The organism is Streptomyces sindenensis, from assembly GCF_014649035.1.
Lineage (GTDB): Bacteria > Actinomycetota > Actinomycetes > Streptomycetales > Streptomycetaceae > Streptomyces > Streptomyces sindenensis.
On the sequence record NZ_BMSG01000028.1, the window covers coordinates 1 to 25,045 of the forward strand.

Annotated in this window: 23 protein-coding genes and 1 pseudogene; 9 read left to right on the forward strand and 15 right to left on the reverse strand. The window is 72.5% G+C overall.

What is annotated here, in order from left to right; all coding sequences use genetic code 11:
• Positions 1 to 150: 150 nt before the first annotated feature.
• Positions 151 to 780, reverse strand: a complete 630-nt coding sequence (locus IE145_RS25155) for a class I SAM-dependent methyltransferase (RefSeq protein ID WP_189527734.1) — start codon at positions 778 to 780, stop codon at positions 151 to 153.
• Between the two features lie 36 nt (positions 781 to 816).
• Here IE145_RS25155 and IE145_RS25160 point away from each other — a divergent pair.
• A pseudogene (locus IE145_RS25160) lies at positions 817 to 1,379 on the forward strand (IS5 family transposase).
• Between the two features lie 18 nt (positions 1,380 to 1,397).
• Here IE145_RS25160 and IE145_RS25165 read toward each other — a convergent pair.
• Genes IE145_RS25165 through IE145_RS25175 form a run of 3 tightly spaced genes read right to left on the reverse strand, consistent with a single transcriptional unit; the run spans position 1,398 to position 4,520 of the window.
• Positions 1,398 to 1,991 (reverse strand): TetR/AcrR family transcriptional regulator, encoded by a 594-nt coding sequence (locus IE145_RS25165; protein WP_010057064.1) that lies wholly within the window; start codon positions 1,989 to 1,991, stop codon positions 1,398 to 1,400.
• Between the two features lie 49 nt (positions 1,992 to 2,040).
• On the reverse strand, positions 2,041 to 3,750 hold the full coding sequence (locus IE145_RS25170) for an AMP-binding protein (protein WP_189527735.1): 1,710 nt from the start codon (positions 3,748 to 3,750) through the stop codon (positions 2,041 to 2,043).
• Complete coding sequence (locus IE145_RS25175; protein ID WP_189527736.1) at positions 3,747 to 4,520, reverse strand: SDR family oxidoreductase; 774 nt, start codon at positions 4,518 to 4,520, stop codon at positions 3,747 to 3,749. Before IE145_RS25175 ends, IE145_RS25170 begins: the two co-directional genes overlap by 4 nt.
• A 201-nt stretch (positions 4,521 to 4,721) precedes the next feature.
• Between IE145_RS25175 and IE145_RS25180 the strand changes: the two genes are divergently transcribed.
• Positions 4,722 to 5,996 (forward strand): exo-beta-N-acetylmuramidase NamZ family protein, encoded by a 1,275-nt coding sequence (locus IE145_RS25180; protein WP_189527737.1) that lies wholly within the window; start codon positions 4,722 to 4,724, stop codon positions 5,994 to 5,996.
• Between the two features lie 503 nt (positions 5,997 to 6,499).
• A complete protein-coding gene (locus IE145_RS25185; RefSeq protein ID WP_189527738.1) occupies positions 6,500 to 7,114 on the forward strand; it encodes a hypothetical protein in 615 nt (204 codons plus the stop codon).
• Positions 7,115 to 7,137: 23 nt separating this feature from the next.
• On the opposite strand, the gene soxR is transcribed toward IE145_RS25185, so the two are convergent.
• Entirely contained in the window at positions 7,138 to 7,617 is a 480-nt protein-coding gene (gene soxR / locus IE145_RS25190) for a redox-sensitive transcriptional activator SoxR (RefSeq protein ID WP_189527739.1), read from the reverse strand.
• Between the two features lie 114 nt (positions 7,618 to 7,731).
• On the opposite strand from soxR, the gene IE145_RS25195 reads away from it, so the two are divergent.
• Complete coding sequence (locus tag IE145_RS25195; RefSeq protein ID WP_189527740.1) at positions 7,732 to 8,193, forward strand: MaoC family dehydratase; 462 nt, start codon at positions 7,732 to 7,734, stop codon at positions 8,191 to 8,193.
• A 10-nt stretch (positions 8,194 to 8,203) separates the two neighbouring features.
• Here the strand turns inward: IE145_RS25195 and IE145_RS25200 are convergent, their stop codons facing one another.
• The 3 genes from IE145_RS25200 to IE145_RS25210 all read right to left on the reverse strand — a co-directional run bounded on the left by IE145_RS25200 (position 8,204) and on the right by IE145_RS25210 (position 10,508).
• Complete coding sequence (locus IE145_RS25200; RefSeq protein ID WP_189527741.1) at positions 8,204 to 8,842, reverse strand: TetR/AcrR family transcriptional regulator; 639 nt, start codon at positions 8,840 to 8,842, stop codon at positions 8,204 to 8,206.
• Positions 8,843 to 8,932: 90 nt separating this feature from the next.
• A complete protein-coding gene (locus IE145_RS25205) occupies positions 8,933 to 9,223 on the reverse strand; it encodes a YiaA/YiaB family inner membrane protein (protein WP_189527742.1) in 291 nt (96 codons plus the stop codon).
• A gap of 133 nt (positions 9,224 to 9,356) precedes the next feature.
• Entirely contained in the window at positions 9,357 to 10,508 is a 1,152-nt protein-coding gene (locus tag IE145_RS25210; protein ID WP_189527743.1) for an acyl-CoA dehydrogenase family protein, read from the reverse strand.
• Between the two features lie 76 nt (positions 10,509 to 10,584).
• On the opposite strand from IE145_RS25210, the gene IE145_RS25215 reads away from it, so the two are divergent.
• The 4 genes from IE145_RS25215 (at position 10,585) to ppk2 (ending at position 14,123) form a co-directional block, all read left to right on the forward strand.
• Complete coding sequence (locus tag IE145_RS25215; protein WP_189527744.1) at positions 10,585 to 11,274, forward strand: TetR/AcrR family transcriptional regulator; 690 nt, start codon at positions 10,585 to 10,587, stop codon at positions 11,272 to 11,274.
• A gap of 14 nt (positions 11,275 to 11,288) precedes the next feature.
• Positions 11,289 to 12,035 (forward strand): ArsR/SmtB family transcription factor, encoded by a 747-nt coding sequence (locus IE145_RS25220; protein WP_189527745.1) that lies wholly within the window; start codon positions 11,289 to 11,291, stop codon positions 12,033 to 12,035.
• A gap of 140 nt (positions 12,036 to 12,175) precedes the next feature.
• Entirely contained in the window at positions 12,176 to 13,129 is a 954-nt protein-coding gene (locus tag IE145_RS25225; RefSeq protein ID WP_189527746.1) for a DMT family transporter, read from the forward strand.
• Positions 13,098 to 14,123, forward strand: coding sequence for a polyphosphate kinase 2 (gene ppk2, locus IE145_RS25230; protein ID WP_189527747.1), 1,026 nt, complete (start codon positions 13,098 to 13,100; stop codon positions 14,121 to 14,123). The genes IE145_RS25225 and ppk2 overlap by 32 nt, the downstream gene beginning before the upstream one ends.
• Here ppk2 and IE145_RS25235 read toward each other — a convergent pair.
• Together IE145_RS25235 and IE145_RS25240 are read right to left on the reverse strand one after the other, a co-directional pair.
• Entirely contained in the window at positions 14,120 to 15,208 is a 1,089-nt protein-coding gene (locus tag IE145_RS25235) for a Zn-dependent alcohol dehydrogenase (protein ID WP_189527748.1), read from the reverse strand. The genes ppk2 and IE145_RS25235 overlap by 4 nt on opposite strands.
• Positions 15,209 to 15,248: 40 nt before the next feature.
• Positions 15,249 to 16,643 carry an aldehyde dehydrogenase family protein gene (locus tag IE145_RS25240; protein WP_189527749.1) on the reverse strand — a complete coding sequence of 465 codons (1,395 nt, stop codon included), beginning with the start codon at positions 16,641 to 16,643 and terminating at the stop codon, positions 15,249 to 15,251.
• 348 nt (positions 16,644 to 16,991) lie between these two features.
• On the opposite strand from IE145_RS25240, the gene IE145_RS25245 reads away from it, so the two are divergent.
• Positions 16,992 to 17,501, forward strand: coding sequence for a DinB family protein (locus tag IE145_RS25245; protein ID WP_189527750.1), 510 nt, complete (start codon positions 16,992 to 16,994; stop codon positions 17,499 to 17,501).
• Positions 17,502 to 17,519: 18 nt separating this feature from the next.
• Here the strand turns inward: IE145_RS25245 and IE145_RS25250 are convergent, their stop codons facing one another.
• The 5 genes from IE145_RS25250 to IE145_RS25270 form a co-directional block, all read right to left on the reverse strand.
• Entirely contained in the window at positions 17,520 to 18,884 is a 1,365-nt protein-coding gene (locus IE145_RS25250) for an ABC transporter ATP-binding protein (RefSeq protein ID WP_189527751.1), read from the reverse strand.
• Positions 18,885 to 19,000: 116 nt separating this feature from the next.
• The gene (locus IE145_RS25255) at positions 19,001 to 20,308 is read right to left on the reverse strand and encodes an MFS transporter (protein ID WP_189527752.1); all 1,308 of its coding nucleotides are present in this window, start codon (positions 20,306 to 20,308) and stop codon (positions 19,001 to 19,003) included.
• Positions 20,308 to 21,789: a CitMHS family transporter gene (locus IE145_RS25260; RefSeq protein ID WP_189527753.1), complete on the reverse strand. Its 1,482-nt coding sequence runs from the start codon at positions 21,787 to 21,789 to the stop codon at positions 20,308 to 20,310. The genes IE145_RS25255 and IE145_RS25260 overlap by 1 nt, the downstream gene beginning before the upstream one ends.
• Positions 21,790 to 21,928: 139 nt before the next feature.
• A complete protein-coding gene (locus IE145_RS25265; protein WP_189527754.1) occupies positions 21,929 to 24,175 on the reverse strand; it encodes a molybdopterin oxidoreductase family protein in 2,247 nt (748 codons plus the stop codon).
• A 229-nt stretch (positions 24,176 to 24,404) separates the two neighbouring features.
• Positions 24,405 to 25,025, reverse strand: coding sequence for a TetR/AcrR family transcriptional regulator (locus IE145_RS25270; protein ID WP_229825810.1), 621 nt, complete (start codon positions 25,023 to 25,025; stop codon positions 24,405 to 24,407).
• Between the last annotated feature and the right edge of the window lie 20 nt (positions 25,026 to 25,045).

Here is a 25,045-nt window from a genome sequence, read left to right on the forward strand (position 1 = left end):
GCGGCCGTCACCATCGCCTCAATCCTGCTCTGGATCTGACCTTTGAAGACGATCTCTAGGGGGTGTCTGACAATTCCGGTCTGATCAGAGAGATTCGGCTGAGCCGGCAATCCGGAGGTGCGCCGATCGGCTGGGGGGACTGGGCCGTGGCTACGAACGGCGGGCCAGTAGATGGGCGTCGAGGAAGCCCCGATCAGAGGCTGGATCGTGGAGCAGGCGGGCGAAGGGATCGAGCCCAGCATCGCCCAGCAGTTCGGCGAGGCGGTCCACCGGCCAGCTGTAGGCGGGCGCCACCTTGTGGTCGAACCGGACCGGTACTTGTCCGTCGGTCCCGAAGAAGGAGACCAGGAGCAGACCGTTCGGTGCCAGGACGCGTACCTGTTCGGCGAGCAGCTTTGGCAGTTCCCCCGGAGGGGTGTGAATCATGGAGTAGTGGGCCAGCACGCCGCCGAGCGCGGCGTCCTCGATCGGCAGGGATTCCATCCGCGCCTCTTGGAAGCGCAGCGCCGGATGGGCCTGCCGGGCGTGGTCGACCATGCCGGGGGCGAGGTCGAGTCCGAAGGCGTCCAGGCCGAGTTCGTGCAGCATGGCTGTCAGATGTCCGGGACCGCACCCGACGTCCGCTGTCCGCAGGTTGCCCGTCGCGCGCACCAGTTCGGCGAAGGTGCCGATCATGGCCCGGGAGAAGGGCTGTGTTTCCAGCCGGTTCGCGAACAGCGATGCGTACAGCTCGACGACACCGTCGTAGGCCGTCCTGGTCTCGTCCTGATGATTCACCACGGGCAGGACCCTATAGCCGGTCTGATCATTGATCTTGTGGCAGGTCGAGGTGGGTTGACGGATGCGGCATGGAGGCGGATAGAGCCCCTTTTGCCTCAGGTGGACGGACGGGGCCGTCCGTGGCGTGATCACCGGCAGGTGGTCAACGGGGTGCTGTGGCGGCTGCGGACCGGGGCTCCGTGGCGGGATCTTCCCGACCGGTTCGGGCCGTGGCAGACCGTCCACGAGCGGTTCGCCCGCTGGGAGGCGGACGGCACCTGGGCACGGTCGCTGGAACACGTTCAGGTCCACGATGACGCGGTGGGCCGGGTGGAATGGACCGTCTCCGTCGACTCCACCATCGACCGAGCCCACCAGCACGCAGTCGGCGCCCGCAGAAGGGGGATGTGAACGGCCGCCATGGACGCGGAGCCCTCGGCGGCCGACCGCCAACCTTCGACAAGGTCACCTACCGCGACCGCAACGTCGTCGAAAGATGCTTCGCCCGCCTCAAGCAGTTCCGCGCGATCGCGACCCGCTTCGACAAGCTCGGCGACCGCTACCGTGCCGGAGTTGTCCTGGCTTCCTTGATCCTCTGGCTCCGCGAGTCCACGGGGTAATCATGTGTCAGGCAGCCCCTACGGGCGCAGGGCCCGCAACAGCAGGTCCGCGAGGTGGTCGGCGACCTCCTGGCGGCTGAGCGGGCCGTCCGGGCGGTACCAGGTGGAGAGGTGGTGAACGGATCCGAAGTGGTAGTCGACGACCAGGTCGGCGGGGGTGGCGGAGGAGAACACACCGCTGTTCTGCCCCTCCTCGATCAGCGCCCTGAAGCGCTCGTGGTAGCGGCGGCGCTCGACGCGCACCTGCTTGTTCTTCTCGGGGCTCAGGTGGTGCATGGAGCGGAAGAAGATCGCGGCGTCGTCCAGGTTGTCGATGGTCGTGACGACCACGTCGGCCGCCGCGTCCCGCAGCCGCTGCTCTACGGGGGCCTCGGCGTCCGCGAAGGCGTCCAGGCGCTCCTGCTGGAGCCGCAGCACCCGGGCGTAGACCTCCTGGAGCAGGTCCTCCTTGGAGCCGAAGTAGTGGTAGAGCGCCCCCTTGGTGACGCCCGCCGCCTCGACGATCTCCTGGACCGAGGTGCGGTCGTACCCGCGCTCGGCGAAGAGCCGGGTGGCGGCGGCCAGCAGCCTCTGGGGGACGGGAGTGCCGTTCTGGTCCGTCGCCTTGGCCATGAGCCGCCACCTTCCTTTCGTACTGTGCATGAGCTGTTTCGACGCTGTTCTAACGGAGGGAACGCAGTTCCCGCCTGAGGATCTTCCCACTCGTCGTCTTCGGCAGCTCGGTCAGGATCTCCACCTCGCGCGGATACTTGTACGCGGCGAGCCGTTCCTCGCAGTACGCGCCCAGCTCGCCGGGGGCCACCGAGGCCCCCGGACGCAGGCTCACGTACGCCCGGACCGTCTCCCCCCGGTAGGCGTCGGGCACGCCGACGACGGCCGCCTCCCGCACCGCCGGGTGGGTGTAGAGGACATCCTCCACCTCACGGGGCCACACCTTGAACCCGGAGGCGTTGATCATGTCCTTCTTGCGGTCCACGACGTAGAGCCAGCCCGCCGCGTCCATGAACCCGATGTCACCGGTGCGCAGCTCGCCGTCCGGGAAGGCGGCGGCGGTGGCCTCGGGGAGGTTCCAGTAGCCGGAGACGACCTGGGGACCGCGCACCGCGATCTCGCCCTGCTCCCCGAGGGGCACCTCCCGCCCCTCCTCGTCGAGGATCCGGACGACGGTGTCGGGTCCGGGCACCCCGACGGAGAGGGTGCCGGAGACCGGATCCACGGGGGCCTCGTGCTCGGGCGGGACCGCTGCGCAGGGGGCGGTGCACTCGGTGAGCCCGTAGCCGTTGCGGATGTACGGGCCGAAGTCCGCGCGGAACTTCTCCACCAGCGCGGGCGGCAGGGGCGCGCCGCCGGAGGAGATCACCCGGAACGAGGAGAAGTGGTCCGGGGTGACGTCCGGGTGCGCGGCCAGCGCCATGAAGGCGGTGGAGGGCCCGACGGTGTAGGCGGGGCGGTGCGCGGCGAAGGCCTCCAGGACGACGCCCGCCTCGAAGCGGTGGGTGAGGACGAGGGTGCCCGCGTTGGCGATGCAGGCGGAGAGCTGGCAGACCATGCCGGTGATGTGGAAGAGCGGGGCGAGCGCGAAGTAGGCGGAGCCCTCGGGGACCGGATGGCCGGTGCGCTGGCGTTCGGCGTTGACCATGATGTTGCCGTGGGCGTTCATCGCGCCCTTGGGGGTGCCACTGGTGCCGGAGGTGTAGCTGATCAGCGCCACGTCCTCGGCGGTGAGACCGCGGTCCGCCGGGGCCGGGTCACCGGCGCGGGCGGCGGCCAGCAGATCGTCCGCGAGGTCGTCGGGCCCGGGGGCCGGGAGCCGGTCGAAGCCGAGGACGCGCGGGTCGTTCACGCTCTGGAGGTCCAGCTCGCAGGCGGTCAGCGCGATACGGAGGTCCGGGGCGGCCGCCGCGGTGTCCCGGAGGTACGCGTCCCACGCCCGGTCCGAGCAGATCAGCGCGGTGACCCCGGCGTCGGCGAGGACATGGCCGACCTCGCCCGCCTTGTACATCGGGTTGAGCGGTACGACGGTGGCTCCCGCCTTCCACGCGCCGAGCAGCGCGAGGACGAAGTGCGGGCTGTTCTGGAGCATGATCGCGACCCGGTCGCCGCGGCACAGCCCCCGGGCGGCGAGGTACCCGGCCACCGAGTCGGACAGCTCGTCGGTCTCGCGGTAGCGCAGCCGTCCGTCGAAGTAGGCCAGGGCCGGGTGGTCCGGGGCCCGGTCCACGGCCGCCCGCCAGGCGTGGAGCACGGTCGGGGGCGGGGTGACGGGGGCGCGCTGGGCCTCGCTGAGCAGGGTGAGCCAGGGCCGGGCGGCGTAGACGGAACCGGCGGGTGCCCCGGAAGGGGAGAGGCCGGGGGCCGTGGGGTCGCTCATGCTCCGCTCCCCTCCTCCCACTGCCGCTGGAGCCGGTTCATCCCGCGCATCCACCGGTCGGGGTCGGCGGCGCGGGCCTGGTAGTAGTCCGCCACCTCGGGGTGCGGCAGGACCAGGAAGCGGTCGGCCTCCATCGCCTCGAACAGGGCGTCGGCGACGGCGTCCGGCTCGATGGCGCCGGGGGCGAGGACCAGCTCGCCGGCCGACCCGGCGGCGGTGAGCATGTCGGTGCGCACGCCCTGCGGACAGATCGCGTGGACCTTGATCCCGCGGTGGCGGTAGGTGAGCGAGAGCCACTCGGCGAAGGCCACCGCCCCGTGCTTGGTGACGCTGTACGGGGCCGCGCCGATCATCGTCAGCAGTCCGGCGGCGGAGGCGGTGGTGACGAACCGCCCGCTGCCGCGCTCCAGCCAGTCCGGCAGAAGGGCCTTGGCCGCGCGGACGTGGGCCATCACATTGACGTCCCAGGCGGCGGCCCAGACCTCCTCGTCGGCGAACGCGTCGCCGGGCGAGGCGAGACCCGCGTTGGCGCAGTAGATGTCGACCGTGCCGTCCAGCGCCTCCCGGGCGGCGTCCACGATCCCCGAGGCGTCCCCGGCGACGGCGATGCCGCCGATCTCCTTCGCGAGCGGTTCGATCCGCGCGAGGTCGAGGTCGTTGACGACGACCCGCGCCCCTCCGGCGGCGAACCTGCGGGCCAGAGCGGCGCCGATGCCGCCTCCGGCCCCCGTGACCACCACGCCGGCGCCCTGCACCGTACCCATCGTCATCCCGCCTCTCCGATCCGGCTGCACGGGCAGACTAACCGGTCGGTATGTCATCGGGAAGGGGTCGGTCCGCGTTCGGGAAGGGCCGGGAAGGGACCCGGCGGGCGGTTCGGGGAATCGGCGCGGCCCAGGTCGTTCCCCGCGGCCCCGGCCCGCGCTAGCGTGCGTGGCCATGACAGTCGGCGCGATCATGGAGGTAGCGGAATGAGCCTGTCCCGACGTGGTGTGCTGGCCGCGGGAGGCGCGATGGGGGCGCTCGCGGCGACGGCGGCCGGCGCCGGCCCCGCCTCCGCCGCCCCCGGGCGCGAATCCGGGCACGGGCGCGGCCGGGTGCGTACCGGCTTCGACCGGCTGGCGGCCGACGGCTACCGGATGCTGCGGGGCCAGAAGGTCGGGATCGTCACCAACCCGACCGGCGTCACGGCCGACGTCCGGCACATCGTCGACGTGATGCACCCGGACGAGCGGGTGGACCTGACCGCCGTCTTCGGCCCCGAGCACGGGTTCCGGGGCACCGCGCAGGCGGGCGGCTCCGAGGGCCGCTACGACGACCCGGCGACCGGGCTGCCGGTCTACGACACGTACCTCAAGAGCGGGCAGCCGCTCGCGGACATCTTCAGCGCCTCGGGCGTGGACACGGTCCTCTTCGACATCCAGGACGCGGGCGCGCGCTTCTACACGTACATCTGGACGCTGTACGACTGCATGGAGGCGGCGGCGCTGGCGGGCAAGCGCCTCGTCGTGCTGGACCGGCCCAACCCGGTGACCGGGCGGGCGGCGCTGGGCCCGGTGCTGGACCCGGCGTTCGCCACGTTCGTCGGCCGCCGGGAGATCGCCCAGGCGCACGGGATGACGGTGGCTGAGCTGGCGCTGTTCTTCAACGCGGAGTTCCTGCACGAGAATCCGGTGCGGCTGGACGTGGTGACGATGTCGGGGTGGCGGCGCTCGGACTTCTTCGACGACACCGGGCTGCCGTGGGTGCCGCCGAGCCCGAACATGCCGACGCCCGAGACGGCTCTCGTCTACTCCGGAACCTGCCTCTTCGAGGGCACGAACCTCTCCGAGGGCCGGGGCACCACGCGCCCGTTCGAACTCCTCGGCGCGGAGGGCATCGACCACCGCTGGGCGGCCGCGGCGAACGCGCTGGAGCTGCCCGGGGTCGCCTTCCGGGAGGCGTACTTCGCCCCGACGTTCTCCAAGTTCCAGGGGAAGACCGTGGGCGGGGTCCAGCTCCACGTCCAGGACCGGGAGGTCTTCGACCCGGTCCGCACCGGGATCGCCCTGCTGGTGACCGCGAAGCGGACGTGGAGCGGCTTCGCCTGGCGGCCGGACAACTGGATCGACAAGCTCACCGGGAACACCCGGGTCCGCACGATGATCGACGCGGGCGCGGACACCGACGAGGTCGTACGGGCCTGGCAGCGGGACCTGTCGGCGTTCCGGGCGAAGCGGCGGAGGTATCTGCGGTACGGAGGGTAGGGCCTCTGCCGGGTCAGGCTGCCGTGAGGTCCGGGTCTCGACGCCGAACGGGGGGTCGGAGTACCCCCTCGCGAAACCGACGGCACGCTCACCGTCACAGATCAGCCGGGGCCGGGCGGGGCCGGGATGCGCGTGGGCGTCGGCCAGGGACTGCGCGACCGGGAGACGAGCGTGCGCTGCGCGGGTGCGACTTCCAGCCGACAGGCGTCGAGCGCCTGGCCGGGGGGGATCACTTCGAGGCGCGGTCGAGCTGTGGTCCTACGGGAAGCCAGCCCCGGGGGGCCGCACCGGCGCCAGGGGATCTCGCCATCCGCCGCACACCTCCCGGGAACGCGCGCCCGCGCACCACCCGTCCGTGCGCCGCTCCGCTTCCACCCGCGACACCCCGTCCCACATGGGGATTCTCGGCCAATGGATGGATCTCATCTTTCGATGGAGCCGAAACGGGCAGGCGTACGTCCATTCCATGACGTCCAAGGACGAGCGACGGAGGTGGCGGTGGCATGGCCGGTTTCCGGAGTCTTGCGAGACAGGTCCGAGATCCGCGGGGCGATCTGGCCCTGCGGCGGTATTCGCTGCGGAAGTGCCTGGAGCGGTTCGCCCCGTACGGGCACCGGGCGACCTGGGACCACCTGTGCGCCCGGCACGGGATCCACCCCGAGGACCGGGCGCCCGATCCGGTGCGCCTGATGCGCGCGCTGGACGAGCTGGAGGAGGCGCGGGCCGTCTGGCTCGCGTACGAGGCGGGGTTCGCGGAGCGGCGGCGGCGCGAGAAGCACGCAGGGCTGCGGCGGCCCGCCGCGTTCGACGACTGGCACCGGCGCACCTGGGGCGGCCATGGTGTGGCCCGCTGCACCGACCCGCAGGTCCATCCCACGGAGCCGCTCGCGGAGGTCCTGCGCCGCCTGATCGCGGCCCTCGGTTCCGACCCCGGCTCGGCCTGTCCGGTCTGCGCCGACACGGGCATCGAGTGGCGGCAGGAGCGGGGCGAGGAGCCGTGGGCGGGCCCGGTGTGCACGGGCTGCGGGATCGCGGTGCCGCAGCCCGCGCTGACCGACCGCACGCTGGCCAGGGCCCGGCTGCCCCGGCACCGGAGGCCGGCCGCGGTCGCCGCCTGAAGTGACCACGACCGCGTTCGGCGCTAAGCGCGATGTTCGGTCGGCTGCTTGCGTTCGGGCATCAGCCGGGAGCCGGTGATCTTCTCGCCGTTGATGTCGTCGGGGTTGGAGAGCACACAGGTCTCCAGCGAGAGACAGCCGCAGCCGATGCAGTCGGTGAGATGGTCGCGCAGCCGGTGCAACTGCGTGATGCGCTCGTCCAGTTCCTTGCGCCACGTCTCGGAGAGGCGGGCCCAGTCCTCGCGGTTCGGCGTGCGCTCCTCGGGCAGCGCGGCGAGCGCGTCCCGGATCGTGGCCAGCGGAATGCCGACGCGCTGGGCCGCCCGGACGAAGGCGACCCGCCGCAGCGCGTCACGCGTGTAGCGGCGCTGGTTGCCGCTGGTGCGGCTGCTGGTGATCAGGCCCTTGGACTCGTAGAAGTGCAGGGCCGAGACGGCCGCGCCGCTGCGCGCCGAGAGCTGGCCGACCGAGAGTTCGTGGAGTGTCTGTGGGATCTGGGGCACCCCTCAAACCTACTGCCACGTCGTTGACAGGGACGGGCCGCCCACACGATGCTGAGCAAGCGCTTAGACATCGCGCCGGACGGCGCGGCGAGCCGGAAGGCAGGGACCGGGAACATGGCAGAGCCGAGGATCTTCACCTCCACGCAGGAGCTGCAGGACGGAGTGGGCGAGCAGCTGGGACACAGCGACTGGCTGGAGATCGAGCAGGAGAGGATCGACCGGTTCGCCGAGGCGACCGGCGACCACCAGTGGATCCACGTGGACCCGGAGCGGGCGAAGGACGGCCCGTTCGGGACGACCATCGCGCACGGCTATCTGACGCTGTCGCTGCTGCCCGCGCTGGTACCGCAGGTGATGCGGGTCGAGGGCATGAAGATGGGCATCAACTACGGGACCAACAAGGTCCGTTTCCCCTCGACCGTCCCGGTCGGCTCACGGCTGCGGGCCACGGCGGTGCTCCGGGACGTCACGGAGGTGGGCGGCGGCGTGCAGGTCACGGCGGTCGTCACCGTCGAGCGCGAGGGCGGCGAGAAGCCGGCCTGTGTCGCGGAGTCGGTGTCCCGCTACTACTTCTGATCTCCAGCGGCTACTTCGGGTCCGGGGCCGTACGCGCCCCGACCATCCGCAGGACGAGGTCGGCGTACAACTCGCCGACCTCGTCGGGCGTACGGCTGCCCCGGGCGTTGAACCAGCGGGCCACGTCGATGCAGAGGGACAGCACCGCGAGCGTGGTGCCGGAGACGTCGGGGACGTCGAACTCGCCGTCCCGCACCCCTTCGTTGATGATCCGGCGCACCACCGCGTCGCTCCTGCGCCGCAGCGCGACGATCTCGGTGCGGTGCTCCTCGCCCAGCGCGTCGAGCTCGTACTGCACGACCCGGGCGGTGGTGTGGCGCTCCGCGTGCCAGCGGACGAAGGAGCGGACGGCCCCGGCGAGCCGCTCGGCGGCCGTGCCGTCCCGGTCCGCCTCGGTGTCGAGGACGCACAGCGCCCGCTCGTGGCCGATCTTGCTGATCCGGTGGAGCAGCTCTTCCTTGGTCTTGAAGTGGATGTAGAGCGCGGCCGGGCTCATTCCGGCCCGGCCGGCGATGTCACGGGTGGTGGTCGCGTGGTACCCGCGCTCGGCGAAGGCGTCCACGGCTGCGACGAGGAGCCGCCTGGCCGCCTCGGGGGTGACCTCGCCCCACGGCGTCTCCTCGCCGGTCGTCTCCTCCGCCGCACTCATCGCCCAGGACCCCTCTCCGTCAGCAGGACGAACACCATACCCCGAACCTGAGCAAGCGCTTAGGGGCCGTCCGGCCGATGGTGCCCGGGGTCAGAGCTTCTGGAAGGGGTCGTGCTCGGCGAGGATCTTCTCCAGCCGCGCCTGGTCGACCCGGCTGTGGATCTGGCCGGCCTCCTGCCGGTCTCTGATCACCTTGGCGAGGGTGAAGCAGGACGTGACCAGGTAGAGCACGCCGATCGCGAGGAATCCGCGCACCCAGGCGTCGGCGTCGAGGAAGAAGATACCGAAGGCGACCGCGCCGATCGCCACCATGAAGGAGGCCACGGCCTGGACGTAGAAGGCCGCGGTGCTCTGCTGCTTGACCGTTGTCGTGTCACTCATGGGCTCAGCATCGGCCGAGGTGGCGCACGCCACATCCGCCCCCGTACTCAGGCCGGCTCAGGTGCGTACTCAGACACCCCGTACGCGGACACCCGTACGGGTCCAGGCGCCGGCCGGAGGGCGGAGAAGCAGGTCAGAAGGCGGAGACGCCGGTGAGCGCGCGGCCGATGATCAGCTTCTGGATCTGACTGGTGCCTTCGTAGAGCGTCATCACGCGGGCGTCCCGCAGCAGTTTGCCGACCGGGTACTCGTCGATGTAGCCGTAGCCGCCGAAGACCTGGAGGGCGTTGTTGGCGCAGCGGACGGCGGCCTCCGAGGCGTACAGCTTGGCCTTGGAGGCGGCGGTGGCGAATTCCTGGCCGCGGTCGATCAGATCGGCGACCCGCCAGGTCAGCAGCCGGGCGGCGTCCACGTCCACGGCGATGTCGCTCAGCAGCTCCTGGACGAGCTGGTGGCGGGCGATGGCCTTGCCGAACTGCTCGCGTTCACCGGCGTAGCGCACGGCGGCGTCCTGGGCGGCCTGGGCGATGCCGACGCAGCCCGCCGCGACCGACATGCGCCCCTTGGCGAGGGCGGACATGGCGATGGAGAAGCCCTTGCCCTCGGGGCCGAGGAGGCAGGACGCGGGGATCCGGACGTCCTGAAGGACCAGTTCGGCGGTGGCCTGGCCGCGCAGGCCCAGCTTGCCGTGGACGGTGCGGCGGGAGAGGCCGGGGGTGTCGGCGGAAACGAGGAAGGCGGAGACGCCGCGGTGGCCGGGGCTGTCGTTCGTGCGCGCGAAGAGCAGGACGACATCGGCCCAGGTGCCGTTGGTGATGAACATCTTGGTGCCGTTGATCACGTAGTCACCGCCGTCGCGGACGGCCCTGGTGACGAGGTTCCCGGCGTCCGAACCGGTGCCGGGCTCGGTGAGGCCGAAGCAGCCGATCGCCTCGCCGGAGGTGAGCCGGGGCAGCCACTGCCGCTTCTGCTCCTCGCTCCCCCAGGACGCGATGGTCTTGGCGACGAGGCCGAGCGAGACGGAGACGATGCCGCGCACCGACGAGTCGCCGCGTCCCAGCTCCTCGGTGACCAGGCAGTAGGAGAGGTGGTCACCGCCGGAGCCGCCGTACTCCTCGGGGACGGTCAGCCCGAGGAAGCCGAGCTCCCCGAGCTTGCCGACGATCGACCTGTCGACATTCTCGGCCCGGTCCCACGCGACGACATGCGGGGTGACCTCGCGGGCGACGAAGTCCTCGGCCAGCTTCCGGACGGCTTCCTGCTCCTCGCTGAGCGCCAGGTCCATCGTGCGCCACCCCGCTTCCCACGATCACTTAATTAGCACTGCTAGTTTCCGGTTCGCAGGGCCTACTATGAGCCGCATGGCCCGACCGCGCAAGCCCCTCCTCAGCAGAGACCGCATCGTCGGGGCGGCGAGCGCGCTCGTCGACGCCGAGGGGCTCGACGCCGTCTCCACCCGTCGGCTGGCGGCCGTGCTGGGCGTCAGCGGCCCCTCGCTCTACAACCACTTCCGCAACAAGGAGGAGATCCTCGACGCCGTCGCCGACGCGGTCTCCGCGCAGGTCGATCTGTCGATGTTCGAGGAGTCGGACCCGCGGGACTGGCGGGAGGCCCTGCACGACTGGGCGCTGTCCTACCGGGCCGCCCTCGCCGCGCACCCGCACATCGTCCCGGTCCTCGCCCGGGGGCCCGGCCGCCGCCCGGCGGGGCTGCGGGTGGCCGACGCGGTGTTCGGGGCGATGGTGGGGGCGGGGTGGCCGCCCGCGCAGGCGACCCGGATCGGGGCGCTGATGCGGTATTTCATCACCGGCTCGGCGCTGGGCTCCTTCGCCGGGGGTTTCGTCGACGACGAGACCGCCTACGACCCCGCCGACTACCCGCACCTCGGCCAGGCCCACCTGCTGGCCGACCACCGCCGGCAGGTGGACGAGGGGGCCTTCGAGACGGGGCTGCGGGCGTTGCTGGACGGGCTGGCGATCCAGTACGAGCAGTACGCGCGGCCGGTGGGCGATGACGCGGTGACGGTTCGGCCGGCGCCGAACCGTCCGTGACGCACGCTGGACGTATGGACCGTTCCCCCCGGCCGCGGCCGCACGACTCCACCGCCGTACGCCTCGCCGCGCTGGCCGCCCTCCTCGCGGACGAGACCCGCGCCTCCTTCTGCCTGGCGCTGCTGGACGGGCGGGCCTGGACCGCCGGCGAGCTGGCCCGGTACGCCGGGGTCGCCCCGTCCACGGCCAGCGAGCACCTGGGACGGCTGGTCGCGGGCGGGCTGCTCGCCGAGGAACGGCAGGGCCGCCACCGCTATGTCCGGCTGGCCGACGAGCGGGCGGCGCATCTGGTGGAGGAGCTGGCGTCGCACACGATGACCGGCGCTCCGGATCCGCCCCGGTCCCTGCGGGCGGCGAGTACCGCGAGTGCGCTGGCCCGGGGGCGTACCTGCTACGACCATCTCGCCGGGCGGCTCGGCATCCGGATCACCGAGGCGATGACCGTACGGGGGCTGCTGCGGCAGGACACCGGGTTCGCGCTGACCGAGGCGGCGCTGGACTGGTTCGCCGCGCTCGGCGTCCCCCTGGACCGGTCCGGGCGGCGGCCCCTGGCGCGGGGCTGCCTGGACTGGACGGAGCGGCGGCCGCATCTGGCGGGGGTGGCGGGGGCGGCGCTGTGCGCGCATGTGCTGGAGGTGGGGTGGTGCGAGCGGTTCGGGGCGGGGCGGGCGGTGCGGGTGACGCCGGCGGGGGTGGCGGCGCTGTCGGACGCGCTGGGCGTCGACCCCGCGTCCCTCACCGCTGGCGGCCCGGCCGCCTGACGGCCCGCTTGCGGACGGCCCGGGCCATTCCAGCCCGTCCTCCGGCGTCTGAGGACGCGGGACGGGCTGGGGGGGGCGTCGTTTGACGGGGATCGACAATTCGGTGGGGGCCGAAGCGTTTCGGCTTTACGGTCGTGGCCATGACCACGACCACCCATCCCTGGCGCGCCCCCGCCGCCGCCTGCACCACCGTCGTGCTGTGGGCCTCCGCCTTCGTCTCCATCCGCAGTGCGGGCGAGGCCTACTCCCCCGGCGCGCTCGCCCTGGGCCGGCTGCTCGCGGGCACTCTGGTGCTCGGGGCGATCCTGATCGTCCGCCGGGAGGGGCTCCCGGGGCGCGGCGCCTGGCCCGGGATCATCACCTCGGGGGTGCTGTGGTTCGGGCTGTACATGGTCGCCCTGAACTGGGGCGAGCAGGAGGTCGACGCCGGAACGGCCGCGATGCTCGTGAACATCGGGCCCATCCTGATCGCCCTGCTCGGCGCCCGGATGCTCGGCGAGGGGCTGCCGCGCCGGCTGCTGCCGGGGATGGGCGTCTCGTTCGCGGGCGCGGTCGTGGTCGGGCTGGCGATGTCCGGGCACGGCGGCTCCTCCGTGCTGGGCGTGGCGCTGTGCCTGCTGGCCGCCGTGGCGTACGCGGCGGGCGTGGTGAGCCAGAAGCCGGCCCTCGCCCACGGTTCCTCGCTCCAGATCAACACCTTCGGCTGCCTGATCGGGGCCGTCGCCTGTCTGCCGTTCACCGGGGTGCTGGTGTCCGAGGCCGCCGACGCCCCGCTGTCCGCCACCCTGAACATGGTCTACCTGGGCGTCTTCCCGACCGCGCTGGCCTTCACCACCTGGGGCTACGCGCTGGCCCGGACCACCGCGGGGAAGATGGGCGCGACCACGTACGCGGTCCCGGCGCTCGTCGTGGGGATGGCCTGGGTGCTGCTCGACGAGGTGCCGACCCCGCTCGGCATCGTCGGCGGGGTGCTGTGCCTGGCCGGGGTGGCGGTCTCCCGGAGCCGTCAGCAGACTGGGCCCACACGCGGAAATCCGGCACGGCCGGTGGAGGGATCCCGTCATGACGAGGAGCGCCAAGCGGAACGGGCGTAACGGGGCCAAGGGCAGGGCGGGCCGCGACAAGCCCCCCGCCTCCGAGGCGAGCGCGCGGGCGGCGCGGCACGGCGGGGCGTATCTGGACGGCTTCGGCGTGGTCGACAGCGGGGACGACGATCCGGTCCTCGTGACGCCACAGGGCCACGCCCGCGACGCCTGGCGCGAGGACTACCCGTACGACCGCAAGCTGCGCCGCCGCGACTACGACAAGGCCAAGCGGGCGCTCCAGATCGAGCTGCTGAAGCTCCAGCACTGGGTGAAGGAGCGCGACGAGCGGCTGGTGATCCTCTTCGAGGGCCGGGACGCGGCGGGCAAGGGCGGCACGATCAAGCGGTTCACCGAGCACCTCAACCCGCGTGGCGCACGGGTGGTGGCGCTGGAGAAGCCGACCGAGCGCGAGCGCACCCAGTGGTACTTCCAGCGGTACACGGCGCATCTGCCGAGCGCCGGGGAGATCGTCCTGTTCGACCGCTCCTGGTACAACCGGGCGGGCGTGGAACGGGTGATGGGGTTCTGCACGACCCGCGAGTACCTGGAGTTCATGCACCAGGCGCCGGGGTTCGAGCGGATGCTCGCCCGGGACGGCATCCACCTGGTGAAGTTCTGGTTCTCCGTCTCCCGCAACGAGCAGCGCAACCGGTTCATGATCCGGCAGATCGACCCCGTACGGCAGTGGAAGCTGAGCCCCGTCGACCTGGCCTCGCTGGACAAGTGGGACGAGTACACGGAGGCGAAGGAGCTGATGCTCTTCCACACCGACACGGCCGACGCGCCCTGGACGGTGGTGAAGAGCAACGACAAGAAGCGGGCCCGGCTGGAGGCGATGCGGCATGTGCTGGACCGCTTCGACTACCCGGGCAAGGACCCGGAGGTGGTGGGGAAGCCGGACCCGCTGATCGTGGGCCCGGCCTCCCGGCTGTTCGAGGAGGGCGAGATGGATGCCCGGCTGCTGGGGCCGGTCGCCTCGACCTCCCGGACGACGGACTACTAGATCCTGTCGAACACCACCAGCGCGCGGCCGCCCTTGCCCGCGATCATGTTGTCGAAGGCGGCGGGGATACCGTCCAGGGCGATGTGCTCGGTGACCATCATCGACAGGTCGAAGCGGCCCGCGCGGATGTGGTCGGCGAGTACGGGCAGGTCGTGGGCCGGGTTGCTGTTGCCGTAGACGCAGCCCGTCAGGGACCGGCCCCAGTGGAAGATCTCCAGGGCGTTGAAGGTGACTTCCTGGTCCTTGCCGCCGATCCCGACGACCGTGGTGCGCCCGCCGCGCCGGGTGGACTCCCAGGCGGCCCGGATGGTCGCGGGGCGGCCGACGCACTCGACCGCGACGTCCGTGCCCTGGCCGCCGGTCAGTTTGCGGATCTCGCGCGGGGTGGTGGCGGAGGCGATGACGTAGTCGGTGGCCCCCGCCCGCCGGGCCAGCTCCTCCTTGGCCGGGGAGACGTCGACCGCGATGATCCGGGACGCTCCGGCGATCCGGGCGGCCTGGAGCACGGCGAGGCCGACGCCGCCGATGCCGAAGACGACGACGCTCTCGCCCTCGCGGACCCGGGCGCTGTGGTGGACCGCCCCGTAGCCGGTCAGGACCGCGCAGCCGAGGAGGGCGGCGTCGGTGAGCGGGATGCCGTCGGGGGCGGGGAGGACGCAGTCGGCGGCGACGACGGTCTCCTCGGCGAAGGCCGCGACGTTGAGGCCGGGGTGGAGGTCGGTGCCGTCCGCCGTACGGGCGTGGAGGCGGGAGGTTCCCTTGAGGGCGTCGGCGCAGAGCCACACCTCACCGATCCCGCAGTGGAAGCAGACGCCGCAGGAGGGGGCCCAGTTGAGGACGACGCCGTCGCCGGGCGCGACGTGCGTGACGCCCTCGCCGACGGCCAGCACGGTGCCCGCCCCCTCGTGGCCGAGGACGGCGGGCACCGGGACGCGCATGGTGCCGTTGGACAGGGACAGGTCGGAGTGGCAGACCCCGGCGGCGGCGAGACCGATCCGCACCTGGCCGGGGCCGGGCTCCGGCAGGACGATGTCGGTGATCTCCAGCGGAGCTCCGACGGCGGGCAGTACGGCGGCGCGGACCACGAACAGGCTCCTCACGGGGAAGGGGAAAGGGCTACGGAGGTCAGAACTGGAGCGACTTGGTCTGGAGGTACTCCGCCAGACCGTGCGGGCCCAGCTCGCGGCCGACCCCCGACTGCTTGTAACCGCCGAACGGGGCCAGCGGGTTGAAGCGTCCGCCGTTGATGTCGACCTGCCCGGTGTCCATCCGGCGGGCGAAGGCCACCGCCTCCTCGTCGTCGGCCGCCCATACGGCCCCCGCGAGCCCGTACACGGTGTCGTTGGCGATCCGGAGGGCGTCGTCCACGTCCTCGTACCGCAGGATCGAGACCACCGGGCCGAAGATCTCCTCCCGGGCGATCGTCATGTCCGGGGTGACGTCGGCGAAGACGGTCGGGCTGACGTAGTAGCCGGTCTCCAGGGGCGCGTCCGGGCCGCCCGCGATCAGCCGGGCCCCCTCCTCGACGCCCTTCTCGATGTAACCGCGTACCCGGGCCTGCTGTTTGGCGTTGACGAGCGGACCGACCCGCTCCCCGGCCACGTACTTGGTGACGGCGTTCGCGGCCAGTTCCACGGCCTCGTCGTACCGTTCGGCGTCCACCAGCATCCGGGTCCAGGCGCTGCACGTCTGACCGGAGTTGGTCATCACGTTGGCGATGCCGACGTTGACCGCCTTGGCGAGGTCCGCGCCGGGCAGGATCACGTTGGCGGACTTGCCGCCCAGCTCCAGGGCCACGCGCTTGACCGCGGCCCCGGCGGTGGCGCCGATCCGCTTGCCGACGGCGGTGGAGCCGGTGAACGAGACCAGGTCGACGTCCTCGTGGGCGGCGAGCGCCTGGCCCGCGACCGGGCCGAGGCCGGTGACGAGGTTGAAGACCCCCGGCGGCAGACCGGCGGCCTCGGTGGCCTCGGCGAAGAGCTGGGCGGTGAGCGGGGTGTCCTCGGCGGGCTTGAGGACGACGGTGCAGCCGGCGGCGAGCGCGGGGGCGACCTTGGCGACGATCTGGTGGAGCGGGTAGTTCCAGGGGGTGATCGCACCGACCACGCCGACGGGTTCCAGCAGCACGGTGGAGTTGCCGATCCGCTCCTCGAAGGCGTGGCGGGCGGCCAGTTCGGCGTACGAGGAGGCCACCAGCACGGGCACGCCCGCGTGGACCATCTGCGACAGCGGCAGCGGTGAGCCCAGCTCCGCCGTGATCGTCTCCGCCAGCACGTCCTTGCGGGCGGCCAGCGCGTCGGCCAGCGCGGTGAGCCGGGCGGCCCGCTCGGCGGGCGGCGTCGCGGCCCAGGCGGGGAAGGCGGCGCGCGCGGCCCGCACCGCCGCGTCGACGTCCTCCGCCGTCCCTGCCGGTACGTGGGCGATGACCTGCTCGTCCGCCGGGTTCACGACCGCGATCGTGTCCCGGCCGACGGCGGGCCGCCACGCACCGTCGATGTACATCTGGTCATGGGCCTTCATGGCTGTTTCCTCCCGGACGTGCTGTGCGGAGCGCCGAAGCCGTGCGGCGGGCGCGGGGCACTCGTCGCACCCGCCCAAACTAGCGCCGTTAGTTTTCCGGCGCCAGGGAGCCTGCCGAGACGCCGGTCACGCCGGGCGCGCACCACCCTGCGCGCGCGAACCCGCCCGGCCGGGTTGCCGGAACGGCATGAAGCCTTGCCCTGGCGACGGCCGCCGGGACAAGACTGGGGCGAGCCCGCACATCCGGACCGCCCGACCGACCGCCCGCCCGACCAACCGGCTGACCGCCCGAGCGCCCGACCAACCGGCTGACCGGCTGACCGGCTGACCGGCCACTGAGGAGACACCATGACCGCCGCGCCCCGCCCCCGCCGACGTTCCCGCCGCCGGGACACCCCGCCGCCACGGACCGGAGGCAGCGAGATCGAGGTGCTGCGCGGCTTCCTCGACTACGTACGCGCCTCGATCGCCGCGAAGGTCGAGGGCGCCCCGGAGCCGGAGGTCCGCACCGCCGGGGTGCCCTCGGGCACGAATCTGCTCGGCCTGCTCCACCATCTGACCTTCGTCGAGCGGTCCACCTTCCTCGGGGAGTCGGTCGCCGACTGGCCGGGGACCTTCCGTGCCGCTCCCGAGGACGGTGTGGCCGAGGTCGTCGCCCGCTACCGGAAGGCGGTCGCGGAGGCGAACGACGTACTCGACACCTGCGCCGACCTCGGCTCACCGGTGCCGCACGCGCGAACGAACGGCCCTGCTCCCAGTGCCCGTTGGGCGCTCACGCACATGATCGAGGAGACCGGCCGCCACGCGGGTCACGCGGACATCCTCCGCGAGCTGATCGACGGCTCGACCGGCCGCTGAACAGGACCGAGCAACCCCCTAAGGAGTGTCTTCCAGCCCGGGAACGTCGTGGGGCAGCGGGCAGATGCGGCGGCCGTAGTGGTCGAAGACGTACAGATGGGCCAGGTCCACCAGCAGCGGCACCTGTCCCCCGGTCCGCAGCCGCATGTCGGGGCCGGTGCGCACGACCAGGTCGCCGGAGGGGGTGGCGGGGCGGTCGGGGCCCTGGATCCCGGTGGGGTCCTCGGCCGGTTCGTCGAGGGTGACGACCGGGCCGCTGATGCGGCCGGCCGCCCGCCCTCTGAGCCGTTCCAGGACGCCGACCCCGCCTCCACCGCCCGCCGCGGCCCGGCGACGGCGCGGCATCGCCCGGGGCCGGGCGGATTCGAGGTCCGGCACGACGGCGGGCCGCGAACCGGTCCTGAGGTGGACCAGCGCCTCGTGCCCCTGGTACTCGACGTGCTCGACGATGCCGCTGAGGGCGACCTCCCCGGGCCGGGCCTGACTGGGCGGGGCGATCCGGACCGCTTCGGAGCGCAGCCCCACGATGATCCGCCGGCCCTGCTGGACCCGGAGCAACTGGTGGTCGGGGCTGAGGGGTTCGGGCAGGGCGAGCCGCTGACGGCCGAGGTCGATCGACATCCGGCCCTCCAACGGGGCGTGCACGACGGCCTGGAGGAGGTTGATGCGCGGGGTGCCGATGAAGGCGGCCACGAACACGTTGTCCGGCAGGGCGTAGACCTCGCGCGGCGTACCGACCTGCTGGAGGACTCCGCCGCGCAGCACGGCCACCCGGTCGCCGAGGGACATGGCCTCGGCCTGATCATGCGTCACATAGACGGTGGTGACCCCCAGTTCCCTGGTGAGCAGGGCGATCTCGGCGCGCAGATGGCTGCGCAGCTTCGCGTCGAGGTTGGAGAGCGGTTCGTCCATCAGGAACACGGAGGGGCGGCGGGAGATGGCCCGGCCCATCGCGACCCGCTGGCGTTCGCCGCCGGAGAGCTGGGCCGGGTAGCGGTCGAGGACGTGCTCGATCCCGAGCATCCGGGCGGTGGCCTCGACCCGCGCGGTGGTGTCCTCGCGGGGGTTCTCCAGCTTCAGGGGGAAACCGATGTTGGCCCGGTTGGTCATGCTCGGGTAGAGCGCGAAGTTCTGGAACACCATCGCCATGCCGCGTTCGCGTGGCGGGGCGTGGTTGGCGTACTCCCCGTCGAGGAGCAGTTCGCCCTCGGTGATCTCCTCCAGGCCCGCGATCATGCGCAGCACGGTGGACTTGCCGCAGCCGGAGGGGCCGAGCAGGACGACGAACTCGCCCGGATCGATGGAGAGCGTGAAACGGTCGACGGCCCGCCGGTCCCGGCCGTAGCTCTTGCTGACTTGGTGCAGGGAGATCGCGCGCGTCATGAAGGTCCGCCCGGAGGGAAGTGGTGGCATCGCGGTGGGGAGCGGCTGTGTGGAAGCTAGCCCACCGGGCGGGGTGTGGGAATGACTCGCGCGAAGGTTGAGGCGTACGGGGTCGGTCAGCCGGAGGATTCGGTCGTGTCCCGGACGGCCGGCGGTACGGGGGCCGGGTCCGGCGGTACGGGTCCCGGGTTTGGCGGTACGGGGGCGGGCGCCGGGTCCGCGGCGGCCCGGGCCGGCTTCGTACGGGCCTCGCCGCGCAGTCCGAGTCCGGCGGCGCCGAGCAACAGCACGCCGAGCAGCGCGAACGGGGCCGCCACCCCCACCGCGCCCGCGATCAGGCCGGCCGCGGCGGGGGCGGCGACCTGGCCGAGCCGGTTGCCGGTCAGCCGCAGGGCGAGCGCGGTGGACCGGGCCTGGGCGGGGGCCGCCCGGACCACGGTGGTCATGGACAGCGGCTGGCCGACGCCGAGGCAGAAGCCGAGGACCGCCAGCATGACCGCGAGGACCGGGACGGACACGGGCAGGGCGACGCCCGCGCAGAGGAGCCCGGCGAGCAGACAGCTGGTGGTCAGCAGTGCGCGGCGGCCCAGCAGCCGCAGCAGCGGTGTCATCACCAGCCTGCAGGCGATCGTGGCGGCGGCCCGCAGGCTGAGCAGCAGTCCGACGGTGGCCGGTGCGATGGAGCGGTGTTCGCCGACGACCGGCAGGTAGGCGGTGAGGATGTCGGTGGCGGACAGCACCGCCATGCTGATGAAGATGCCCGCCGGGACGCCGCGCGCGCCCAGGATCGCCCGGACCGGGACCTTGTGGCCGGGGGCCGGGCCGGAGCCGGTGGCCCGGCGGTGCTCGATGCGCCAGAGCGAGGTGAGGGCGACCGCGCAGACCCCCGCCGACACGAGGAGCGCGAGGGCGCTCGTACGGCCCAGCGCACCGCTGTCGGCCGAGATCAGCGCACCGGCCGCGATCGGGCCGATGAGCTGGCCGAGCGAGGCGCCGATGGTGAAGTGCCCGAAGTTGCGGTCCTGTTCGTCGGGCGCGGACTGCCGGGCCACGATCGACTGCGCGCCGATCACGAAGCACAGGTGGCCCAGTCCCATCACCCCGCTCCAGGCGGCCATCGCGGGCAGCGAGGAGACGACCCCGCTGAGCGCGCAGCCGCCGGAGATCAGGAGGACGCCGAGCGGCAGCAGGGGCGCGCAGCGGCCGTGGTCGGTGCGGCGGCCGAGCGGCACGGCGACGAACAGCGGAAGCAGGGCGTAGACCCCGGCGATGACGCCGACGGCCGCCTCTTCCGCGCCCAGCGCGAGGGCCCGGTAGGAGACGGCGGGCCGCGCCATCGACACCGCCCCCTGCGCGAAGGCGAAGGCGATGACGAGGCGCAGCAGCCAGCCCCGGCCGGGCCCGGTTCGCGGTCGGACGGTCATCACATGATGCCGAAGAGGATGCCCGCCGCGAGCACCACGAGCGAGGTGAGGACGGCCCACTTGACGGTGAAGCGGGTGTGGTCGCCGAACTCGACCTTCGCCATGCCGACCAGGACGTAGACGGCGGGCACCAGCGGCGAGGACATGTGCAGGGCCTGACCGGCCAGGGAGGCGCGGGCGATCTCCAGCGGCGAGACGCCGTGGGCCGCGCCCGCCTCGGCGAGGACGGGCAGGACGCCGAAGTAGAAGCCGTCGTTGGACATGAAGTAGGTGAGCGGCAGGCTGAGCAGGCCGGTGACGATGGCCATGTGCGGGCCCATCGCCTCGGGGACCGCGCCGACGACCCAGTCGGCCATGTGCTCGACCATGCCGGTGCCGGTGAGGACTCCGGTGAAGACGGCGGCGGCGAAGACCATGCCGGAGACGTTGAGGACGTTGTCGGCGTGCGCGGCGATCCGGGCCCGCTGGTCGGGCATGTGGGGGAAGTTGACGGTGAGCGCGAGGGCCGCGCCGAGCAGGAAGAGCACCGGGATCGGCATCAGTTCCATGATCATCGCCGTCAGGAGGGCGGCGGTGAGACCGGCGTTGAACCAGTAGAGCTTCGGGCGGAGCGTGGACCGGTTCGGATCGAGGCCCTGGAACTCTTCCTCGCCGTCGCCGTCGCCGGCGCCGTCGGCGGCATCGGCGCCGTCGGCGGCATCGGCTCCGGCGTCCGCCCCCGGGTCCGTACCCGTGCCCGTACCGCCTGCCGAGGCCGCGGCGCCCTTGCGGAGACGGTCCTCGCCACCGGTGGCTCCGGCGCCGCCGACGCCGGCGGTCACGGTCTCCGGCTCCGGCTCCCGGGCCAGCGCCTCGTCGAGGGTGAGCGTGCCGAGGCGCTTGCGCTCCCGGATGCCGAGCACGTACGCCAGCACGAACACGGCGAGCAGCCCCATGGCCAGCGCCGGGATCATCGGCACGAAGATCTCGGAGGCGTCCAGCTTGAGGGCGGTGGCGGCGCGGGCGGTCGGGCCGCCCCACGGCAGGGTGTTCATGACGCCGTTGGCGGTGGCCGCGACGCCGGTCATCACGACCAGGCTCATCTTCAGGCGTTTGTAGAGGGGATACATCGCCGAAACGGTGATCATGAAGGTGGTGGAACCGTCGCCGTCCAGCGAGACGATCGCCGCGAGCACCGCCGTACCGACCACGACGCGCATCGGGTCGGCCTGGCAGAACTTCAGGATGCCCCGGACGATCGGGTCGAACAGGCCGACGTCGATCATCACGCCGAAGTAGACGATGGCGAACATCAGCATGGCGGCGGTGGGGGCGAGGTTGCCGACGCCTTCGATCACGTAGTCGCCGAGTCGGGCTCCGTCTCCGACGGCGACACAGAAGAGTGCGGGGATCAGTACCAGCGCCGCGATCGGCGACATCTTCTTCGTCATGATCAGGACCAGGAAGGTCGCGATCATGGCGAAGCCGAGGATTGTCAGCATGGGGGATACCTAACGTTCATCCTTGAACTCCCACCGGTCTCGGCGGTCGGTCCGGATGACGTTAGGGGCCTCCTCGAAGGGTTAACAAGACGTTGACGCGTGAGCAATACGAGCAAAACCCCAGGTCAACGGGGTAGCGCTAGTGAGCTGGGGTGACGGAGACGGGGATGGCGTTCAGGACCGCCGTGCCGGACAGCGGATCCAGGAGCGTGCCGTCGAGCAGTTGGTTGACGTTCGCCCCGGGGTGGGCGGCGGCGACGGCCATACGGGTGCCGGGGCGGCTGTGGCCCCAGCCGTGCGGGAGGCTCACCACTCCGCAGCGCACGGTGTCGGTGATCTCGGCGGGGGCCTCGATGCCTCCGCCCGACGACTCGATCCGGGCGGTGTCCCCGTCTGCCAGTCCGAGGCGGGCCGCGTCGTCGGGGTGGATCTGGAGCGTGCAGACGTTGGACCCGCCGGTGAGCGAGCCGACGTTGTGCATCCAGCTGTTGTTGGAGCGCAGATGGCGGCGGCCGACGAGGACGAGCGGGGCGGGCCGGTCGCCCAGCGTCCGGCGCAGCCGCGGCAGATCGGCGGCGATCGGCTCCGGGAACAGTTCGACGCGGCCGGAGCGGGTGCGCAGGACTTCCGGAAGGCGGGGTTGCAGCGGGCCGAGGTCGATGCCGTGCGGGTGGGCGAGGAGCTGCTGGAGCGTCAGGCCGTACGGGCCGAGGCGCAGCAGCAGGTCCAGTCGCCGCTCGGGGCCGCTCTCCCCGGTGAGTTCGGCGGCCAGCTCCTTCGGGGCCCCGGCCCGGGTGAGGGCGGTGTCGACGGCCAGGTCGTCGACCGCGGAGGGCGGCGCGCCGTGCATGCCGCTCACCGCGAGGATCAGCCGGGCGTGGATCTCGCTCTCGTCCATCCGCCCGTCCTCCAGGGGGACGGCGGCGCGGGTGTAGCGGACCTGGTTGTGGACGGCGAAGGTGTTGAGCGCGAAGTCGAAGTGGGCGCTCTGCGAGGGAGGCGGCGGGGGCAGGACGACGTCGGCGCGGCGGGAGGTCTCGTTGAGGTACGGGTCGACGCTGACCATGAAGTCGAGCCCGTCGGCGAGAGCCGCGTCGAGCCGGTCGCCGTCGGGCGCGGAGAGCACGGGATTGGCCGCGATGACCACCAGCGCGCGGATACGACCCTCGCCCGGGGTGTCGATTTCCTCGGCGAGGGCGGCGATGGGCAGTTCACCCTTGGCCTCGGGGTGCCCGGAGACCCGGCTCGACCAGCGGCCCAGCGCGAAGCCCTTGCCGGGGGCGGCGCTGCCCTTGCCGGGGGCGGCGTTACGTGTCACGGGGGTGCCATTCCGTGTCCCCGGGGTGGCGGCGCGAGGTGCGCGAGCCGTGGCGGAGAGCGGGAAGAGCGCGCCGCCGGGCCGGTCGAGGTTGCCGGTGAGGATGTTGAGGACGTCCACCAGCCAGCTGGCCAGGGTGCCGTGCTCGACGGTGCAGCTGCCGATGCGCCCGTAGACGGCGGCGGTGGGGGCGGCGGCGAGTTCGCGGGCGATGGCGGTGATGGTGTCCGCGTCCACGTCACAGGCGGCGGCCACCGCGTCCGGGGTGAAGTCCGCCAAGGCGTCGGCGAGTTCGTCGAGGCCGTCCAGGTGCTCGGCCAGCGGCCCGGGGTCGGCGAGCTTCTCGTCGATGAGGGTGTGCGCGACGGCCGCCAGGAGCAGCGCGTCCGCGCCGGGCCGGATCGCGACGTGCCGGTCGGCGAGGCGGGCGGTGCGGGTACGGCGCGGGTCGACGACGGTGAGGGTGCCGCCACGTCGGCGCAGGGCCTTGAGCCGGCCGGGGAAGTCGGGGGCGGTGCAGAGGCTGCCGTTGGACTCCAGCGGGTTGGCGCCGATCAGGAGGAGATGTCCGGTGCGGTCGAGATCCGGTACGGGAATGGCGTGCGCGTCACCGAAGAGCAGGCCGCTGGAGACGTGCTTGGGCATCTGGTCCAGGGTGCTCGCGGTGAACACGTTGCGGGTGCGCAGGGCCCCGAGCAGCAGCGGCGGATAGAGGAAGCCCGCCATCGTGTGCACGTTGGGGTTGCCGAGGACCACGCCGACAGCTTGCGGGCCGTGCGCTTTCACCAGGTCCGGTATCCGCGCGGCGATCAGGTCGAACGCCTCGCCCCAGGTCGCCTCGCGCAGCTCCCCGTCCTCGCCGCGCACGAGGGGGACGCGCAGCCGGTCGGGGTCCGCGTCGAGCCCTCCGAAGGAGGCCCCCTTGGGGCAGATGAAGCCCCGGCTGAAGATGTCGTCGCGATCGCCGCGCGCACCGGTGACGGTGGTCCCCTCGATGGTGAGGGTGAGGCCGCAGGTGGCCTCGCAGAGGGGGCAGATACGCGGTGCGGTGCGGGAGTCGTGGGACATGGGCCCTCCCCGGGGCGGCTGCGGCGACGGCACGCGGACATGGGCCGGGCGGGGACGCAGGAGCCCCGGGGCCCGGTACGGGCGAGCATACCGACCGGTACGCATGGTGGGGAGGGGTCGCACGGAGAAGACGACGGGCGGGGGCCGCGCCGGAGGCGGGCGGGGCCCGCGGAAGGGGCCCGGCGCGTACGGCTCAGTCCAGCGTCTGCGCGAGACCCAGGCGTACGACTCAGTCCAGCGTCTGTGCGAGATAGGACCTGACCAGGGTCCGGGTCTCGGTGATGATGGCCGCGTCCCCCGAGGGATCCGTACGGAAGGCGAGTTGCAGCAGCGCGTCGGCGGCTTCGACGCTCACCAGGATCGCCCGGGAGAGCCCCTCGTCGGGCCGGCGGCCGAGGTGTCCGGCGAGCAGGACGGCGAGCCGGTCCGCCAGCCGCCGGTTGGCGTCGTCCGACGCGCCCTCGGCGGGGAACGGCGGCCCGAAGTCGACGAGCGCGAAGCCGGGGACGCTCCGCTTCATCGCCAGGTACTCGTCGAGCACCGCGTCGATGGCGGCGCGCCAGTCGGTGGCGGGGAGGTCGGCGAGCCGGGCGGCGATGCGATCGGCGTAGGCGTCCAGATTGCGCAGCGCGAGGGCGTCGACGAGCGCGCGCTTGTTGGAGAAGAACCGGTAGACGGAGCCGATCGGCACCTCGGCACGCTCGGCGACGGCCCGGGTGGTGAGCTGCTCGTAACCGGCCTCGTCCAGGAGGCCGGCGCAGGAGTCGAGTATCCGGGCCAGCCGGTCGGCGCTGCGCTGCTGCACGGGGGCGCGGCGGAGGTTCGGGGTGACACGGGGCTGAGAAGGCACGGGCCCATGATGCCGTGCCC